Origin of the sequence: Rathayibacter sp. AY1F9 (assembly GCF_002932155.1) — a bacterium.
GTDB lineage: Bacteria > Actinomycetota > Actinomycetes > Actinomycetales > Microbacteriaceae > Rathayibacter.
This window is the reverse complement of the sequence record NZ_PSVA01000015.1, coordinates 49001-66003: the sequence shown is the minus strand read 5'-3', so window position 1 is coordinate 66003 and position 17003 is coordinate 49001. Positions and strand designations below refer to the sequence as shown.

The following is a 17003-nucleotide window of genomic DNA, read 5'->3' as shown; positions in this document are numbered from 1 at the left end:
CCCAGGCTAGCGCTGGACGGTCGCTCCGCTCAGGGCGGAGAGGGCCCGCTGCGGTCCCGTCTCGCGGGCGAGGCCCTCGGCGAGCGCCGTCAGCCGTTCCCGGGCGGGAGCGTCGAGTGCGAGCATCCGCCGCGCAGCCTCCGCGAGCTGTCCCGCGGAGGCGGCGTTCGGATCGAGCACGGCGGCGAACCCGGCGTCCTCGAGTGCGGCCGCCCCCGCGAACTGGTCCGTTGAGAACGGGAGGACGACGAGCGGCACGCCCGCGGTCATCGCCTCCGTGACGCTGTTGTTGCCGCCGTGGCTGACCGCGAGCGCGGCCCGGCGCAGGAGCGCGACCTGCGGCAGGAAGCCGCGGACCAGCCAGCCCTCGGGGACATCGCCCAGGGCCGAGCGCTCGGTCGCGCCGGAGGCGAGAGCCACCCGGACGGGCCTGCCTCCGACCTCGACGCCGGCCAGGGCCTCGACGACCCGGGCGAGCACGTCGCCGCGCACCGAGAGGAAGCTGCCGAAGCTCACGTAGACGACCGGATCCTCGGACGCGGCGAGCCACTCCTCGACCTCCGCGTCATCGGGCTCCTCGCGGACGGCGGAGCCGAGGAACGCGTGCGGCGGCAGCTGAGCGGTGCGGGCCGAGTCGTGGAGCTCGCCCGGGTAGTTGAGCAGCAGGACGTCGCCGCTCTCGGCGAAGGCGTCGGCGCTGGGCGCCGCCCCGGGGTCGAGGGTGGTGAGGGCGGCGTTCCACTCCGCGGTGAAGGAGTCGCGCACCTGCTCGCAGAGGGCGCGGAGCGCATCGAGGTCGTCGGGCTCCGGAGCGAAGGCGTCCGGCCAGACCGGAGGGAAGCCGTAGACCTCGCCGGGCACCGTGAGCGCGCTGGGGTGGCCGAGCACGACGTCGCCGTAGGGCACGCGGAGTGCCTTCAGCGCCACGCGCGCGGTGAAGGCGAGGTGGTCGACCACGATCGCGTCGGGCTGCACCTCGTCGAGGATCACGCGCAGGCGCGCGGCGACGCCGGACGGATCCCAGAGCAGGTCGGTGAGCCGTTCCCGCGCCTGGTAGGCGAGGGTCGGGACCATCCCGCGCCGGGTGGCGTCGAAGAAGCCGCGGAGGGACGCGCCCTCGTCGGGCGCCTGCTCCTCCGCGCGGATCGTGCCCGGGTTGGAGCCGCGCCCCAGCCGGAGCGCGATGTGCTCGAATCCGAAGCCGTCCACGATGGAGCGCGTCGCGTCGCCGGTGGCCACGACGACGCGCTCGCCCGCCTCCTGCCACGCCGTGCCGAGGGTCGCCAGCGGCAGCAGGTGCGACGCGTAGTCGGGGCTGATGATCAGCAGGGTCACGAGGCCCCCAGCACGAGCGGCGAGCGGAGAGGACGCTCCTGGTCCGCGGTCGCGTGCGCGTAGACGCCCGAGAGGGCATGAGCCATGGCCTGCACCGTGTAGCGCTCGGCGACCATCGCGCGCCCGCGGGCCGCGGCGTGCTCGCCGAGAGGCCCGCCTGCGAGATCCAGTGCGGCGGCGGCACCGGCGGCGAGCGCCGCGGGGTCGGCGGTGTCGACCAGGAAGCCGGTCTCACCCTCCTCGACGTAGGTCGCGGGCCCGCCTGTCGCCGGAGCGACGACGACCAGTCCTGCGGAGAGCGCCTCGAGGAGGGCGATGCCGAACTCCTCCTTGACGCTCGCGCAGACGTAGGCGCCTCCCGGAGCAGAGAGCCCCGGTCGGCCGTGCCGGATCGCGCCGAGCCAGCGGGCCACGGTCCCGTTCGGGCGGTGGCCGGCCAGGAGCAGCCCGTCGGACGCGACGGCGCGGATGCGGTCGAGCTGCTCGCGCTCGTCGGGGCTGGGGTCGGCGAGGTCGCCGCCGACCAGGAGCAGGTTGGCGCGCTCCCGGAGCGAGGGGTCGGACGCCCAGGCCTCGGCGAGCGCCGCCATCCCCTTCACCCGGTGCAGGCGGCCCACGCTGAGCAGCAGCGGGAGGCCGCGGCGGTGCTCGGGCAGCTCCTCCAGCAGGAGGTCGAGCGAGGCCAGGTCCCCGCCCTCGTCCAGCGCGACCGGCTCACCGGCGGCGGAGGCCCGTGCGGCCGCCTCGCCGCGCTCGACCAGGCCGACGTCGATCCCCTCCGGGACGATCGTGTGCCGCTCCGGGTGCGCGGTGATGTCGACGCCGATCAGCTCGCGGATGGTCGCCGCCAGCTCCTCCCGCGGGAACAGGACGGTGTGCGCGGCGTCGGCGGCCAGGCGCTGCACCAGGCGCACGCGGAACCAGAAGTGCTCGGCGGCGTCGCGCTCGCCGAAGTCCGCGCGGGTGAGGGCGCCGGACGCGTCCAGGCCCGCGATCAGGGCGTGCGGGTCCGGAGCGAGGGTGAACACGACGGGGATCTCGAGATCCCGGGCGACCGCGGCCGCCGCGAGGGATCCGACGTCCGCCATCCGCAGGTGCAGCACGTCGACCCGGCCGGCCGCGCGCAGGATCCGGCGGATGCCGCGCTCGGCGGTGATGCGTCGGCTCCACGCCTGGGGCATGGCGACGGGCGGCCCCACGAACGGGACCGGAGCGAAGCCGTGGCCGGAGTCGGGCAGCTCGCCGAGCGCGCGCTCGGCCTCGGCCGGAGTCCCGCGCGAGAGCGTGAGCACCCGGTCGATGCCCTCCCGCTCGACGAGGGAGTCGCCCAGGCGCACCAGCAGGGTCGCGATGCCGCCGTTGTCGCCGGCGCCCACCCGCGTCAGGGTGCCGTCGATGTCGGCGTGGACGAAGAGCTGCGCGACCGTCGGCCCTGCCTCCACGGCCGGTGCGGGGGCGAGGTCGCCGAGGGCGAGCCGGGCGAGGGGCCCGATGGGCGCCGCCTCCTCGGCCAGGCCGGTGAGCAGGAGCTCGGCGTCGTCGGAGCCGCGCTCGCCGAGCGCGTCCGTCGCAGCGGCCCGCGCCTCCAGCCCCTCCGCGCGATCGGCGGCCACGTGCAGGAGGGTGCGCTCGGCGATCGCACCGGGCACGAGGCCCAGGGTCTCGACGAGCCGTGCCCGGGCCGCCGCTTCGCGCTCGCCGAGCAGCGCGCCCTCGAGCGCGACGGCGACGAGGTCGGGGGTCGAGGAGGCCCAGAGCAGGACGGTGCGCTGCGCGAGCATGCCGGAGAAGCCGCCGTCGCGGACCAGGCGCAGCAGCGGTCCGAGCGCAGCGGGGCGGGGCAGGCGCCCGCCGAAGGCCCAGGCGGCGTGCTCGCGGAGGTACGGGCGCTCGTCCTCGAGCAGCATCAGCAGCGCGAGGTCGGCCTCCTCGTCGAAGACCTGCGCGAGCGAGTGCACGGCCGCGATCGCGGTGAGCTGGTCCGAGGGGTCCAGAGCGGCGCGGGTGAGCAGGCGCACCGCGCGGCCGCCGCCGTCGCTCACCGCGGCGACCGTCAGCTCATCCGCCATCCGGACGGCCTCGAGCAGAGTGGGAGCGGCGCGCACGGCGTCGAGAGCGGTCTGCGTGGCCATGGTTCACCTGGTCTGTCGGAGTGGAGAGTGCGACGGAGCGCGACTCCCGACCGCTGGAGCGGCCCGGGAGGAGCGGACCGGTACCGAGCATGCCGCGTGGGCGGCTGGGATTTCGCCACTTGCGTCGGATCTCCTCCCGCGGTACGGCCTCCTGTCAAGGGGGTGATGGCCGCAGTTCGTTTGCGCAACGCGCGAGGATCCTCAGCCGCGGGTCCACTCCAGGAGCCGCTCGACCGGCCAGGTGGTCACGATCCGCTCCTCCGGGACGCCGAGCCGCTCCGCCCGCTCCGCCCCGTAGTCGAGCAGGCCCAGCTGACCCGGAGCGTGCGCGTCGCTGTCGATCGAGAACAGGCAGCCCTCCTCGAGCGCGAGCGCGATCAGCTCGTCCGGCGGGTCCTCGCGCTCGGGGCGGGCGTTGATCTCGACCGCGGTGGAGTGGTCGGCGCACGCGCGGAACACGGCCCGGGCGTCGAAGGTCGACGGCGGGCGGGTGCCGCGCTCGCCCGACACCAGCCGCCCTGTGACGTGGCCGAGGACGTCGGTCCGCGGATCCGAGGCCGCCGCGACCAGCCGGGCGGTCATCTCGCGGGAGGGCAGCCGCAGCTTCGAGTGGGCGCTCGCGACGACCACGTCGAGGCGGTCCAGCAGCTCGTCCGTCTGGTCGAGCGCGCCGTCCTCGAGGACGTCGACCTCGATCCCGCTGAGCAGGCGCAGGGGCCCGGTGTCGAGGCCCGCGAGATGGGCCAGCTGCTCCTCCAGCCGCTCCGCGCTGAGACCGTGGGCGACCCGGAGCCGCGGCGAGTGATCGGTGAGCGCCAGGTACTCGTGGCCGAGCGCGCGGGCCGCGTCCGACATCGCGAGGACGGGCGTCGCCCCGTCGGACCACTCGCTGTGGCTGTGGAGGTCGCCGCGCAGCCGTCGCCGCAGCGCGCTCGCGGGCGGAGGAGCCGAGCCGCGCAGCTCCGCGAGGTAGTCGGGCACCCGGCCCGACCGCGCCTGCTCGATCACCGTGAAGGTCGTGTCGCCGATCCCGGAGGCCCGCCGCACGAGGGCGAGGTCGTCCCGCTCGGCGGACGCCATCCCCTCCAGCACCGCGGCCGCCCGGCGGAACGCCTTCGCCCGGTAGCGGGAGGCCCGCTCCCGCTCGAGCAGTGCTGCGATCTCCTCGAGTGCCGCGATCGGGTCCATGCGCCCGGTCTACCACGGCGCCCGCCGCGGCCTCACCCCCTCGACGGTGGCCTCGGCTCCGGCCCCCGGCCTCATCCCGCCTCGGCCCCGCCCCGGTCCCGGCCCCTCGACGCTGGGAACCGGCCGAGCCCCGTTGCCGACCGCAACGATCGAGATATATCGTGACTCTCGTCCACTCGCGATGTATCGCGTTTCAGAAAGGCACCCCGGTGCAGGAGGAGGAGCTCATGTCCCTCGAGAAATGGCTCGTACAGGCCGGCGAGACGAAGGTCATCGACCTCGACGTCGTTCGCTCGGTCAAGGTCGCCCTCGTCGGCGGCCAGATCGACGTCATCGCCCACGACGAGCCGACCGCTCGCGTGGAGGTCCACAGCGTCGACGGTCGCCCGCTCAAGGTCTCGATGGACGGCGACCGCCTCGAGATCGACCACGTCCAGCTCCGCTGGGACACCATCGTCGATGTCGTGAAGGGTCTCGGCCGCCGCGGCGACCGCGCCGACATCAGCCTCCTCGTCCCCCGCGGCGTCGACCTCAAGTTCGACACCGTCTCGGCCGACGGCCTGGTCTCGGGTCTCCACAGCGACGCCCGCGTCTCGACGGTCGGCGGCGACATCGTCGTCGACGGCCTGCACGGCGACATCGAGGTGAACACCGTCCACGGCGAGCTCTCGGTCCGCAGCCACACCGGCCGCGTCACCGCGCGCACCGTCTCCGGCGACGTCACCGCGACCGGCGAGCTCACCCGCTTCACCGTCGACGGCGTCTCGGGCAGCGTGTTCGTCGACGCCGAGGGCACCCCCGACCGGATCCAGGCCAACACCGTCAGCGGCGACCTCACGATCCGCGTCGACGAGGGCCTCGGCGCCCGCTACCGCATCAACACCGTCTCGGGCACGCTCCAGCTCGACGGCTCCGTCGTCAAGGGCACCTTCGGCCGGGGCTTCACCTCGACCACGGGCTCGCTCGACTCGAAGTGGGTCGACGTCGCCGCCAACTCCGTCTCGGGAGACGTGGTCGTCGTCCGCCGGTCCGTCGCCGCGTCCTCCGCCTCGGTGGGCGAGGGCTGGGGCTCCCCCGGCGCCGGCCCCGCCGACGGCCGCCGCCCGATGGACGGGAGCTCGCTGTGAGCCCCGTCTTCGCGCACGGCCGCCTGCGCCTCTACCTGCTCAACCTCCTCGCCGAGTCGCCGCGTCACGGCTACGAGCTGATCCAGGCGCTCAGCGAGCGCTTCGGCGGCACCTACGCGCCCAGCGCCGGCACGGTCTACCCGCGCCTCGCGAAGCTCGAGGAGGAGGGACTCGTCACGAAGGAGGCCGACGGCCGCAAGACCGTCTACTCCATCACCGACGCCGGCCGCGCCGAGCTCGCGAACCGCGCGACCGACCTGGGCGACATCGAGGAGGAGCTCACCGACTCCGTCCGCCGGCTCGCCGACGAGGTCCGCCTCGGCGTCGCGGAGGCGATGAAGAGCCTCCGCGCCGACCTGGCCAGCGCCGCCCGCGACTCGCGGGAGCCCGGACGCCGACCGGAGCACTCCGCCGAGGAGCCGCGCCCGCAGGACACGTCCGGCACCCCCTCCGAGCAGCCCGCGCCGGAGCAGACCGCGCCGGTTTCGCCCGACGCGCGCACCGCCTCGCGGATCGCCCTGCGCGACGCCGAGGTGCTGCTCACCGAGTTCCGCGACGAGCTGCGCGCGGAGCTGCGCACCGCCGCCTCCTCGGGATCCGTGACGACCGCGAGCGTCGACGCCCTGCGCGCCGCGCTCGACGAGGCCCGCGCCTCGGTCCGCTCCACCCTGGACTGAGCCCGGACACCTCACCGCCGGGAGGGCGGGGATCCCGCCCGGGGTCCCCGCCCTCCCGGCGCTACTGCCGCCCGACCGCCAGCGCCTCCTCCTCCACGTCGAGGAACGCCAGAGCGCTCACCACCGCCGGCTCCTGGTACCGCCCCTCGGAGCGGGCGCGGAGCACCGCCTCCCGCTCGGCCGCGATCATCACGCGCCGGAGCCGGTTGTAGGCCTGCGGGAGCGGCTCCACACCCTCGCCCTCCGGCGGGTTCTCCAGGGCGTCGGCGAGGAACGTCGCGTTCCGCCGCAGCCGGTCGAGCACGCGGTCCTCCACTCCGTCCTGCGGCTCCGCGTCGAGCCGGGCTAGCCCGGCGGCCTGCGCCTCGGCGAGCAGCATCTGCTTCTCGACGTGCTCCTGCATCTCGTTCGGGGCCGGCAGCTTCAGGGCGCGGACGAGCCGCGGGAGCGCGAGCCCCTCGACGAGCGTCCCCGCCACCGCGATGAAGGCGAGGAACTGCAGGAACGCGCGCTGCGGCGTCTCCGCGGGCAGGAGGAACGCGGCGGCGAGGGTGACCACGCCGCGGATGCCCGCGAACGACACCCCGATCGCGGTCGGCCAGGTCCACCCGCGCTGCTGCAGCCGGCGCGGACCGTGCCGGAACAGCAGCGTCGTCATGCACATCCAGGCCACGCGGCTCCCGACCAGCGCCGCGAGCACGGCCGCGCCGATGCCGACCGTCTGCCAGACCCCGATGCCCGAGTCGGCCGTCGCCTCCACCACCGACGACAGGCTCAGCCCGATGAAGAGGAACACCGCGTTCTCGAGCAGGAACTGGATCGTCCGCCAGTTGAGCGACTCCGCGATCCGCGCCTGCGCCGACTGGATGACCGGCGCCCGGTAGCCCAGGTAGAGCCCCGCGACCACGACCGCCAGCACCCCGGAGCCCTGCAGCAGCTGGGCCGGGATGAACGCGACGTAGGGCGTCACCAGCGAGAGGCTCGTGTCCAGGACGGACGACTGCACCTGCTTGCGCACGAACCCGAGCAGCACGGCGATGCCGATCCCGACCCCGCCGCCCACCGCCACGGCCAGCACGAAGTCGAGCGCGATGCGCCCGGGAGTGACCGTGCTGACGATCGCCAGGAGTGAGGCGTTCAGCGCCACCAGTGCGGTCGCGTCGTTGAGGAGGCTCTCGCCCTCGAGCACCGTGAGCATGCGCCGCGGCAGGCGGAGCCGCCCCGCGATCGCCGTGACCGCCACCGCGTCCGTGGGCGCCACGATCGCGCCGAACGCGAGGGCCGCGGCGACCGTGATCGCCGGGACGACCATCCACGCCACCGCGCCGACCACCGCGACCGTGAAGACGACGAGCCCGACCGACAGCAGGAGGATGCTGTCGCCACGAGCGCGGACGTCGAGGACGGAGGTGCGGATCGCGGCCGCGTAGAGCAGCGGCGGCAAGATCCCGAACAGCACCACGTCCGGCTCGACCACCACCTCCGGGATCCCGGGGACGAAGGAGGCGAGGGCTCCGACGGCGACGAGCGCCACGGGAGCGGACCAGTTCACCCGCCCCGACAGCCCGGTGACCAGGACGGTCACCACCACGAACGAGACGATCCAGACGATCGCGACGACGGGCTCCTCCATCGCGTCACTCCTCCCGGGCGTCCGCGCGCCACGGGCCCATTGTGGCCGCCCGGAGAGCAGCCCGGACAGCCGCCGGGAGGATGCGGCTAGCGGCCGGCCTCGTGGATGTCGCGCGCCTTGGTGACCTTCGCCGGGTCCACCGGGTTCATGCCGAGCACGATCTTGCCGCGCGAGTGCCGCTTCTCGAGGTCGTCGAAGGCGTCCTGCACCTGGTCGAAGGGGTAGAAGCCCGAGACGAGCACCCGCAGCTTCTGCTCGCCGACGAGGCCGACCAGCTCGCCGAGGATCTCGGTGTCGCGCTGGGCGGTCTCGGCGTCGGGCCAGACGGCGCGCAGCTCGATCTCCTTGCGGTCGTCGCTGGAGTGGAAGCGGCCCGCCGCGATGCCGAGCTCGTCGGCGAGGGCGTCGTTCTCCCCGCCGAAGTTGTCGAGGAACACCGTGACCCCGCCGGGCGCCGCGGCCCGGATGCGGTCGGCGATCCCGTCGCCGTAGACCACCGGCTTCACGCCGATCTGGCGGAGGTAGTCGAAGTTGCGCTCGCCGCAGGTGCCGATCACCGTCGCGCCGCGGAGCTTCGCCAGCTGGATCTCGAGACTGCCGACTCCTCCGGCCGCCGCGGAGACGAGGACGGTGTCGTCGGGTCCCACATGCGTGGCCTCCAGCGCGCGCCACGCGGTCACTCCGGCGAGGAACAGCGCGCCGCCGACCTCCCAGCTCACGGAGGCGGGCTTGGCGACGAGGTTGCGGCGCGGCACCACGACGTGGGTCGCGTGGGAGCCGACGAGCGCGTGGCCGACCACGTCGCTGCGGAGCTTGATGTCGGTGACGCCCTCACCGAGGGCGACGACGACGCCCGAGAAGTCGGTGCCCTGGCGCATCGGGAAGGCCGCGGAGTGGTCGGAGTCGAACTGGCCCTGCCGGATGAACGCCTCCATGTGGTTCACCCCGGCGGAGAGCACCTCGACCAGCACCTCGCCCGCCCCGGGCTTCGGCCGCTCGACCTCGGCGATCTCGAGGACGTCCGCGTCGCCGAAACGGCTGTACTGTACGACGCGGGCGGCGGTGGGGCTCAGACGGGACATGCGCTCATCATCCGCCCCCGCCGCCCGAAGCCCCCGACCCCCGAACGGGGGCGTGCGACTCAGGAGGGGTCGCTCGGGCAGTACAGCTGGGTGCGCGGACCGGAGCGGTCGATGACGTGCTCGGACATCGGCCGGCCGCAGAGCGGGCATGCCTGCCCCGCGGGCGCCTCCTGCTCGGGCTGGTCGTACGGGCCGAGCGGCGGCGGGCCGATCCAGGGGAACAGCCGCGCGTTGAAGCGCTGGTAGAGGGAGCCGGTCTTCTTCCGCGTCATATCCTTAGTGTACTAACCATCAGGGCACGATGAGAGGATGACGCCGTGGAAACCGACCCGCTCGCCCTCCAGAACCAGGTCTGCTTCTCCCTCGCCGTCGCGGCGCGCACCGTCATCGGGCTGTACCGCCCCGTGCTCGAGCCGCTCGGGCTCACGCACCCGCAGTACCTCGTGATGCTCGCGCTCTGGGAGCGGAGCCCCCGCTCGCTCGCCGACCTCGGCTCCGCGCTCCGCCTCGAGCCGGCCACGCTCAGCCCGCTCGTGAAGCGCCTGGAGGCGAGCGGCCACGTCACGCGCGCCCGGAGCAGCGACGACGAGCGCCGCCTCGACGTCGCGCTGACCCCCTCCGGAGCGGCCCTCCGCGAGCAGGCCCTGCAGGTTCCTCCGCAGATCGTGGAGCGGCTCGACGTCCCCCTCGAGGAGCTCACCGCGCTCCGCGACAGCCTCACCGGCCTGATCGGAGCCGCGACCCGCGACGGCCGCTGACCCCCCGCTCGGGGCGCCGGCCGCGAGGACGCCGGCCGTCGCTCCCCGCCGCACCGGGAAACTCCCGGTCACAGCGCGGGATCAGCCTCCGCTCGGCCCGCTCCCGGCCGTCTTGACTGCCCCCTCGCACGGAGTAGTGTCATCGCTCGTGACACACGAGGGCCCCCCGTCCGCCGCGGACGGATCATCGGCCGACGCGACCGAGCTGCGCACCGCCAAGCACTTCTTCATCGGCGAGCCGCTCCCCAGCGACAAGCTCGAGGGACAGCTGCTGCAGAAGCGGCTCGCGCTCCCCATCTTCGCCAGCGACCCGCTCTCCTCCGTGGCCTACGCGCCGCAGGAGCTGCTGATGATCCTGCTGCTCGGCGGACTCTCCTTCCTCACCTTCGCCCCCTGGGTGGCCGCGTGCGTGGTCGTCCTCCTCGTCGTGGTGGTGCTGAGCTACCGCCAGCTGATCCGGGCGTACCCGTCCGGCGGCGGCGACTACGAGGTCGCCCGCACCAACCTGGGCGAGACGGCGGGCCTCACGGTCGCCGCCGCCCTCCTCGTGGACTACGTGCTCACCGTGGCCGTGTCGGTCGCCTCCGGAGTCGACAACATCATCTCCGCGGTGCCCGAGCTGGCGCCGCTGCGGGTCGAGCTGGCGATCCTCTTCGTCGTGCTGCTGGCGGCCGTGAACCTCCGCGGCGTCTCGGAGTCGAGCCGCGCCTTCGCCGTCCCGACGTACCTCTTCGTCGCGAGCGTCTTCGTGATGGTCGTCGTCGGCCTGGTCCGCACCGCCTTCGGCGACACCCCGGTCGCGGAGTCGGCGGGCTTCACCGTGCAGGGCGAGCAGCTCACGCAGGCGGCCGTCGTCCTCCTGCTGCTGCGCTCCTTCGCCAGCGGCTGCGCGGCGCTCACAGGCGTCGAGGCGATCTCGAACGGCGTGCCCGCGTTCCGCGCCCCGAAGGTCAAGAACGCCCAGCGCACCCTCGTCGCGATGGGCACGATCGCGATCGTGCTCTTCGTCGGCCTGACCGCCCTCGCCCTGCTCTCGAACGTCCACTACGCCGAGAACGCCTGCCACCTGGTGGGCTTCGCCGACTGCGCCACGACCCCGCAGCGCTCCGTGATCGCGCAGGTCGCCGCCGCCACGTTCGGCAACAACACGATCCTGTTCTTCATCATCCAGGCCGCGACGGCCGCCGTCCTGCTCCTCGCGGCGAACACCGCGTTCAACGGCTTCCCGCTGCTGGGCTCCGTGCTGGCCCGCGACGGCTACGCGCCCAAGTCGCTGAACACCCGCGGCGACCGCCTCATCTACTCCAACGGAGTGATCATCCTGGCGCTCGTCGCCGCGATCATCCTGCTCGTCTACCAGGCCTCGCTCACGAGCCTCGTGCAGCTGTACATCATCGGCGTCTTCGTCTCGTTCACGCTCGGGCAGTCGGGCATGGTCAAGCACTGGGTCCGGATGATCCGCAACGGCGAGGGCTCGCGCACCGTCTACACGAGCCTGGCCATCAACCTGTTCGGCGCGACGCTGACGTTCGCGGTGCTCGTCGTCGTCACGATCACGAAGTTCACCCACGGCGCCTGGCTCGTCTACCTGGTGATGCCGATCCTCGGCGTCCTGATGGCCGGCGTCTACCGCTACTACCGCGACGTCGAGAAGGAGATCGAGGTCGACCCGACCACGACCTTCGGCGCCAACGGCGACCACGCGATCGTGCTGGTGGGCCGGATGAACAAGCCCACGCTGAAGGCGCTCGACTACGCCATCGCGGCACGGCACGAGACGCTGGAGGCGGTGCACTCCTCCATCGACGACGCGCAGACCGCGCAGCTGAAGGCCGACTGGGCGCAGATGGACATCGAGGTGCCGCTGCGCTGCGTGGCCTCGCCCTACCGCGACATCTCGTACCCGCTGATCAAGTACATCAAGGCCCACCGCCTCGAGCACGGCTCCGAGATCACCACCGTCTACATGCCGCAGTACATCGTCGGGCACTGGTGGGAGGCGTTCCTCCACAACCACAAGTCGCGGCGGATCCGCCAGAAGCTCCTGCTGGTGCACGGAGTGACGGTGGCGCTGGTCCCGTGGCTGCTCGACTCGTCCGAGCTCATCTACGGGCGCCGCTCCCGGCCGATCCCCGGCCAGACGCGCCGCGGCGAGCCGGTGCGCCCGGTGACCCGCCGCCCGATCCCGCCCGCGTCCTCGCTCCCCCAGGGTGCCGCCGGCGAGGGCGCTCCGCGCATCCCGCAGCGCCCGGCCGCGCAGAACCGGCCGCGCTCGAAGCGGCGCTGAGGCGACGGGAGCTGCCGGCAGCGGCCCGGAAACGGGTAGAGGGCCCGCGGCGTGTGCCGCGAGCCCCCGATTTCCCCTTAGTGCCTTCCCCCGAAGGCGGCCCGCCCCAACGGGCCGTGTCCGACGCTATCGGTGGGCTATGCACCGGCGCATCCTCCTCGCGACGGATGCCCGTGCTCCCTTGAGACGACAGGCTCGTCCTCCGCCGTCTCAGACGACGGCCCCGCGCACCCCTCGGCCGGTGAGCCACCAGACCGCCGCGACGGCGACCGCGGCCGCCGCGCCGCCGCCCACGAGCAGGATCGCCGCCCGCACCACGTGCGCCCGGTAGGCGGCGTCGAGCGGATCGATGCCCGCACCCGCCAGCACGATCCCGGCGGGAACCACCGCGGCCGCGAGCACCACGGCCGCGGCCGCGATGCGCACCGGCTGCCGGCCGTCGGAGCGGAGCTTCCGGGGACGGCGACCGATGTACCAGACCACCGCGCCGATCCCGAGCCCGAGCAGCCCGAGCACACCGCTCGCGTACTGCGCCCATCGGAAGCCGGGGAAGGGCCCGAGCTCCTTCTGCAGCAGCGGGATCGCCGAGACGAAGAGGCCGCCCCGGTGGGTGAAGCCGTCCCACATCACGTGGCTGGCGGCTCCGATCGCGATGCCGGCGGCCGCGAAGACGAGCACGCGGATCCATGCGGCGGCCCCGCGGGGAGGCGAGCGCCGGGGACGCAGGCGCGAGCGGACCAGCGCGGGCGCGAGGTCGCGCCAGGCCGGAGCGACGACCGCGCTCCACAGCGCGAGGCCGAGCATCCCGAGCAGCAGGTCGACGGTGACGACGCCGAGGAGGGAGTGGGTGGACTCGCGGGCGACGGCGATCGGGAGGTACATGCCGATGTCCGGGACCATCGCGCCGATGGCCACGGCCGCGGCGGGGATCCGGCCGTTCGAGAACGCGAGCGCGACGACGGCGTGGCTCGGCGTGAAGGGCATGACACGCACGCTATCCCGGCAACGCGACCGGCGAGTGTCCGCGTCGCGAAGCGCGCGTCACCGATCGCGGTCCGGCTCCTGCGCTCCGCTCCGGCTCGTCGGCCTCCCGGGGCCGGCAGCCCGAGGAACGTGATCCCCAGGACGAGGAACACCGGCCAGACCGGATTCCCGAGGACCGCGAAGACCGCTCCCGCCGCGAGGAACAGCGGACCCGTGACCGCGTTCCAGCGCCGGGACGCCTCCTCCGACGAGATCCGACCCGAACCCTTCCCGTGCTGTGCGCGCGCCATCCCTCACGCTAGATCGCCTCCGCGGGGCCCGCCTCCCCCGTCCGGCGGAGCCGCGCGCTCGGGGAGCTCCGAGCGCGGCGACCGTAGAATCGTCCGGAAGTCCGGCCCTCCGGGCCCAGCGGCGACGGATCGGAGCGGGTGTGCGGAAGGCGTTCGCGATCCTCCGCCTGGCCCTCGCCGGGCTGGGCGCGGTCGGACTCGTCGGCGACTTCTTCTACACCCTGGGCTTCCGCGCGTTCCAGATCGACAACTTCTTCGCCTACTTCACGACGCAGTCGAACATGGCCGGGGTCGTGGTGCTGGGCCTGTCCGGCCTGGTCGCCCTTGCGCGCGAGCGGGAGCCGCGCTGGCTCAGCACGGTGCGGGCGCTCGTGCTCACCTACATGGTCGTGTCGGGGATCGTCTTCGGGCTGATCGCGGTCGAGGCCAACAACCGCGGCGTGCGGGTCGACGTGCCCTGGTCGAGCGCGCTCCTGCACTTCGTGATCCCGACGCTCGCGATCCTCGACTGGATCCTCGGACCCGGCCGCCGCCCGGTCGCCTGGCGCGGGGCGCTGACCGTGCTCGGCTTCCCGATCGTCTGGGGCGTCATCACCCTGGTCCGCGGGGCCCTCATCGGCTGGTACCCGTACTTCTTCCTCGACCCCGGCCAGGTCGACGGCCCCGTGATGTTCGTGCTCTACGACGTGATCGTGCTGAGCCTGATCTCCGGCATCGCCGCGTTCGTCCTCGCGCTCAGCCGGGTGCGGCCGCTCGGGGCGGCGCACGCGTCGGAGTGGCGGGGGCCGCTGGCGCGGCTCCGCGAGCTCGTCAGCCGGGGACGACGGCGAACGGCTCGAGCGCCGTCTGCGCGAGGGTGACCAGCTCGTCGTCGCTGAGGTCCTGCAGCGAGAGGGCCTGATCCGCTCCGACCAGCCCGACGAGCACCGCCTCGCCGGTCGACGGCTGAAGATTGAGCCACTCGGTGATGCCCGCCTCGGAGCCGACGAGCGACCAGCGCGCGGGGGCGCCGGCGTCCCAGAACGCCTCGTCGAAGCGCAGCCACAGCGTCTCGACGACGCCGGAGCCGAGGGCCGCGACGGCCGCGCGCTGCGCGAACGGGAGCGGCGGGTCGAAGGCGATCGCGTCCGTCTGGAGCACCCCGATCGGCACGGTGACCAGCACCCGGTCGGCTGTGAACGACTCGCCGGTGCCCAGGCGGATGCTGACGCCGGTCTCCGTGTAGCCGATGCCGCTCACCACGGCGCGCAGCGAGACCTCGACGTCGGCGAGCAAGGTGTCGACCAGGGGCGCGAGCCCGTCGGTCAGCAGCGCGTCGCCGGAGTCGTCGCTCAGCTCCTCCGCGGTCGTGGCGGCGGAGGCGTCGCCCAGTCCGTACCAGGAGGAGAGCTCCTCGGGAGCGGCGCCGGTGCGCAGCGCGGTCGTCCCGGCGAGGTGCGCCGCCACGCGGGCGGCGTCGCCGTCGCCGGAGCCCGGCTCGGCCTCGGCGGGGTCGGGCGCTCCGGAGCCGGCGAACGACTCGGCGAGCGCCAGGTCCTCCGGCTGCTCCGCTCCCCACTCGAGAGCACGGGTCAGGGCGTCGGCACCCGTGGTGCCGGTGTCGAGGGCCGCGCCGTCGGCGTCGCTCGAGCGGACGTCGGCGAGGTCGACCGCGGTCGTGACCACGCCCGCGTCCGCGATGCTCTCGCGCAGGGCGGCTCCCGCGCCGGTGAGGGCCCAGGCTCCGGTCTCGACGGCGATCGGCCAGCCGTCCGGAGCCGCGGTGGCGATGCGGCCGCCGGTGCGCTCGCGCGCCTCCACCACGGTGACGTCGAAGCCCGCGTCGGACAGGCGCCGCGCGGCGACCGCTCCGGCGAGACCGGCCCCGACGATCGCGATCCGCTCGCCCTCGTCGGCGACGGCGCTGATCTCGGCGGCCGCGCGGACCCCGGAGCTCCAGGCGCCCTGGAGCGTGCCGGGCGCCTCCGTGTCGGTGGCCTCGCCCGCGAGGAAGACGCGGTCGAGGACCGCGGTGCCCAGGTCGGTGCGGTGCTGCGGCGTCGCGCCGACGGGCAGGTAGGAGACGGAGCCGAGCGCGTACGGATCCTCGGCCCAGGCGGAGCGCACGAAGGCGGCCGGCGCGGGGACGGCGGTGGTGCTCGGCGTGGGCACGGGGGCCTTCGTGACGGAGCGTGTCGGCGTCGGACGCGACGGCGTGCAGCCCGCGAGAGCCAGGAGCCCGACTCCCGTGGCGGCTCCCGAGAGGAAGAGGCGGCGTCCGATCGTCATCCCGGACATCCTACGTTCTCGGCGTTCGGCCGGGGCGGCGCGGGCGGCGCGGTGCTGACGCCACCGGGCACGCGGCCCGCTCGGAGGTGCGGGGTGACGGCGGGACGGCGAGCGGATAGCGTCGGGGCAGCACGGACCGGACCGCGGCGACGGGGGACGCGGCATGGACACGACACGGACGCGGACCGCGACGACGACGGCCGGGGCCCCTCCCCGCAGTCACCTCCACGCGGTGCTGCTCGGCGCGCTGGGCATGATCGTGGTCCCGCTGCTCATCGTCCTCGCGACCACGGCCTGGTCCTCCCCCGGTCCCGAGGAGTACGTCCGCATGGCGCTCGGCTCGGTGGTCGCGGCGTGCGTCTCGGTGGTCGGCGCCTGGTGGCTCGCCTTCGAGCGGCGCAGCGCCGGGGCACCCGGTCGCACCTGGTTCTGGGGCGTCGCGTGCCTCTTCACGGTCAGCGCGGTCTCGACCGTCGGAGCCGCCGCCGACCGCCTCACCGGCCTGATCACGGGCTGAGCGGGTGGACGTCCAGGCGCGGTCACCGCGCTCGCCTCACTCCTCGGCGACCGCCCCGATGGCCCCGAGTCCCGCCTCGAGCGAGCGGCAGCAGCATCGGCGCCGGTGATCGCCCCGACGAGACGACCGAGCGGCTCCGGCTGTTCCGTCCCGCCGAGAGCGATCTGGACGAGCTGTGGCGGCTGTACTCCGACGAGCGGATCGCGGCGGGCGACCCCCTCCTCCGACACGGCTCCGTCGAGCAGACCCGGGCGGTGCTCGCCCGACGGACGGCGCAGTGGGCGCGAGACGACCTCAGCAGCTGGGTCGTCCGGGTGCGGAGTACCGAGGGCTGCGCGGACGGCGCGATCGGGATCGGCGGCTGCACCCTCCTCGCCGACACGGCCTGGAACGTCGCGTTCACCTTCCATCCGGACCGCTGGGGCAGCGGGTACGCCCAGGAGGTCGCCTCCGCAGGGATCGCGCGGGCGCGGCGGCTCCGGCCGGAGCTCCCCGTGACCGCGGTCGTCGCGGAACACAACGAGCGATCGCACCGCACGGTCGCTCGACTCGGTCTCGACCGGAGGTGGGAGGGCCCTGACGCGCACAGCCCCAACCCCGCGGCTCGCGTCGTGCTCTCCTCCGACCGCCTCCTCTCCGAGGACGAGATCGGCCGCCTCACGAGCTGAAGGCGCCGCGTGGCGCTGATCGCCGCAGGCAGCAGCGGAGCCGAGACGCCTGCGCGA

The 17003-nt window shown here is 74.1% G+C and carries 15 protein-coding genes; 7 read left to right on the top strand and 8 right to left on the bottom strand.

The window, feature by feature from the left end:
• Nucleotides 1-6: 6 nt before the first annotated feature.
• The 3 genes from C5C37_RS10985 to C5C37_RS10975 all read right to left on the bottom strand — a co-directional run bounded on the left by C5C37_RS10985 (nt 7) and on the right by C5C37_RS10975 (nt 4655).
• Complete coding sequence (locus C5C37_RS10985) at nt 7-1335, bottom strand: glycosyltransferase (protein WP_104338934.1); 1329 nt, start codon at nt 1333-1335, stop codon at nt 7-9.
• Entirely contained in the window at nt 1332-3467 is a 2136-nt protein-coding gene (locus tag C5C37_RS10980) for a glycosyltransferase (protein WP_104247411.1), read from the bottom strand. The genes C5C37_RS10985 and C5C37_RS10980 overlap by 4 nt, the downstream gene beginning before the upstream one ends.
• 201 nt (nt 3468-3668) lie before the next feature.
• Nucleotides 3669-4655, bottom strand: a complete 987-nt coding sequence (locus tag C5C37_RS10975) for a PHP domain-containing protein (RefSeq protein WP_104338933.1) — start codon at nt 4653-4655, stop codon at nt 3669-3671.
• A 227-nt stretch (nt 4656-4882) separates the two neighbouring features.
• On the opposite strand from C5C37_RS10975, the gene C5C37_RS10970 reads away from it, so the two are divergent.
• Both C5C37_RS10970 and C5C37_RS10965 read left to right on the top strand, forming a co-directional pair.
• The gene (locus C5C37_RS10970; RefSeq protein ID WP_258063310.1) at nt 4883-5782 is read left to right on the top strand and encodes a hypothetical protein; all 900 of its coding nucleotides are present in this window, start codon (nt 4883-4885) and stop codon (nt 5780-5782) included.
• On the top strand, nt 5779-6459 hold the full coding sequence (locus C5C37_RS10965) for a PadR family transcriptional regulator (RefSeq protein WP_104247409.1): 681 nt from the start codon (nt 5779-5781) through the stop codon (nt 6457-6459). The genes C5C37_RS10970 and C5C37_RS10965 overlap by 4 nt, the downstream gene beginning before the upstream one ends.
• Before the next feature lie 61 nt (nt 6460-6520).
• Here the strand turns inward: C5C37_RS10965 and C5C37_RS10960 are convergent, their stop codons facing one another.
• The 3 genes from C5C37_RS10960 to C5C37_RS10950 form a co-directional block, all read right to left on the bottom strand.
• Nucleotides 6521-8092: a sodium:proton antiporter gene (locus C5C37_RS10960; protein WP_104338932.1), complete on the bottom strand. Its 1572-nt coding sequence runs from the start codon at nt 8090-8092 to the stop codon at nt 6521-6523.
• A gap of 86 nt (nt 8093-8178) precedes the next feature.
• Nucleotides 8179-9174: an NADP-dependent oxidoreductase gene (locus C5C37_RS10955; protein ID WP_104238704.1), complete on the bottom strand. Its 996-nt coding sequence runs from the start codon at nt 9172-9174 to the stop codon at nt 8179-8181.
• A 59-nt stretch (nt 9175-9233) separates the two neighbouring features.
• Nucleotides 9234-9446 carry a hypothetical protein gene (locus C5C37_RS10950; protein WP_104223750.1) on the bottom strand — a complete coding sequence of 71 codons (213 nt, stop codon included), beginning with the start codon at nt 9444-9446 and terminating at the stop codon, nt 9234-9236.
• Nucleotides 9447-9491: 45 nt separating this feature from the next.
• Between C5C37_RS10950 and C5C37_RS10945 the strand changes: the two genes are divergently transcribed.
• Complete coding sequence (locus C5C37_RS10945; protein WP_104223751.1) at nt 9492-9932, top strand: MarR family winged helix-turn-helix transcriptional regulator; 441 nt, start codon at nt 9492-9494, stop codon at nt 9930-9932.
• 148 nt (nt 9933-10080) lie between these two features.
• Nucleotides 10081-12219, top strand: a complete 2139-nt coding sequence (locus C5C37_RS10940; protein WP_374952928.1) for an APC family permease — start codon at nt 10081-10083, stop codon at nt 12217-12219.
• A gap of 210 nt (nt 12220-12429) precedes the next feature.
• On the opposite strand, the gene C5C37_RS10935 is transcribed toward C5C37_RS10940, so the two are convergent.
• Nucleotides 12430-13203, bottom strand: coding sequence for a DUF4184 family protein (locus tag C5C37_RS10935; protein WP_104260852.1), 774 nt, complete (start codon nt 13201-13203; stop codon nt 12430-12432).
• A 430-nt stretch (nt 13204-13633) separates the two neighbouring features.
• Between C5C37_RS10935 and C5C37_RS10930 the strand changes: the two genes are divergently transcribed.
• Nucleotides 13634-14353 carry a Pr6Pr family membrane protein gene (locus tag C5C37_RS10930; RefSeq protein ID WP_104233845.1) on the top strand — a complete coding sequence of 240 codons (720 nt, stop codon included), beginning with the start codon at nt 13634-13636 and terminating at the stop codon, nt 14351-14353.
• On the opposite strand, the gene C5C37_RS10925 is transcribed toward C5C37_RS10930, so the two are convergent.
• Nucleotides 14304-15761: an NAD(P)/FAD-dependent oxidoreductase gene (locus C5C37_RS10925; RefSeq protein ID WP_181127408.1), complete on the bottom strand. Its 1458-nt coding sequence runs from the start codon at nt 15759-15761 to the stop codon at nt 14304-14306. The two genes, C5C37_RS10930 and C5C37_RS10925, sit on opposite strands and share 50 nt — an antisense overlap.
• A 163-nt stretch (nt 15762-15924) precedes the next feature.
• Between C5C37_RS10925 and C5C37_RS17530 the strand changes: the two genes are divergently transcribed.
• Both C5C37_RS17530 and C5C37_RS10920 read left to right on the top strand, forming a co-directional pair.
• Complete coding sequence (locus C5C37_RS17530; RefSeq protein WP_181073421.1) at nt 15925-16278, top strand: hypothetical protein; 354 nt, start codon at nt 15925-15927, stop codon at nt 16276-16278.
• Entirely contained in the window at nt 16203-16946 is a 744-nt protein-coding gene (locus C5C37_RS10920; RefSeq protein WP_181127407.1) for a GNAT family N-acetyltransferase, read from the top strand. The genes C5C37_RS17530 and C5C37_RS10920 overlap by 76 nt, the downstream gene beginning before the upstream one ends.
• The last annotated feature ends 57 nt before the right edge of the window (nt 16947-17003 follow it).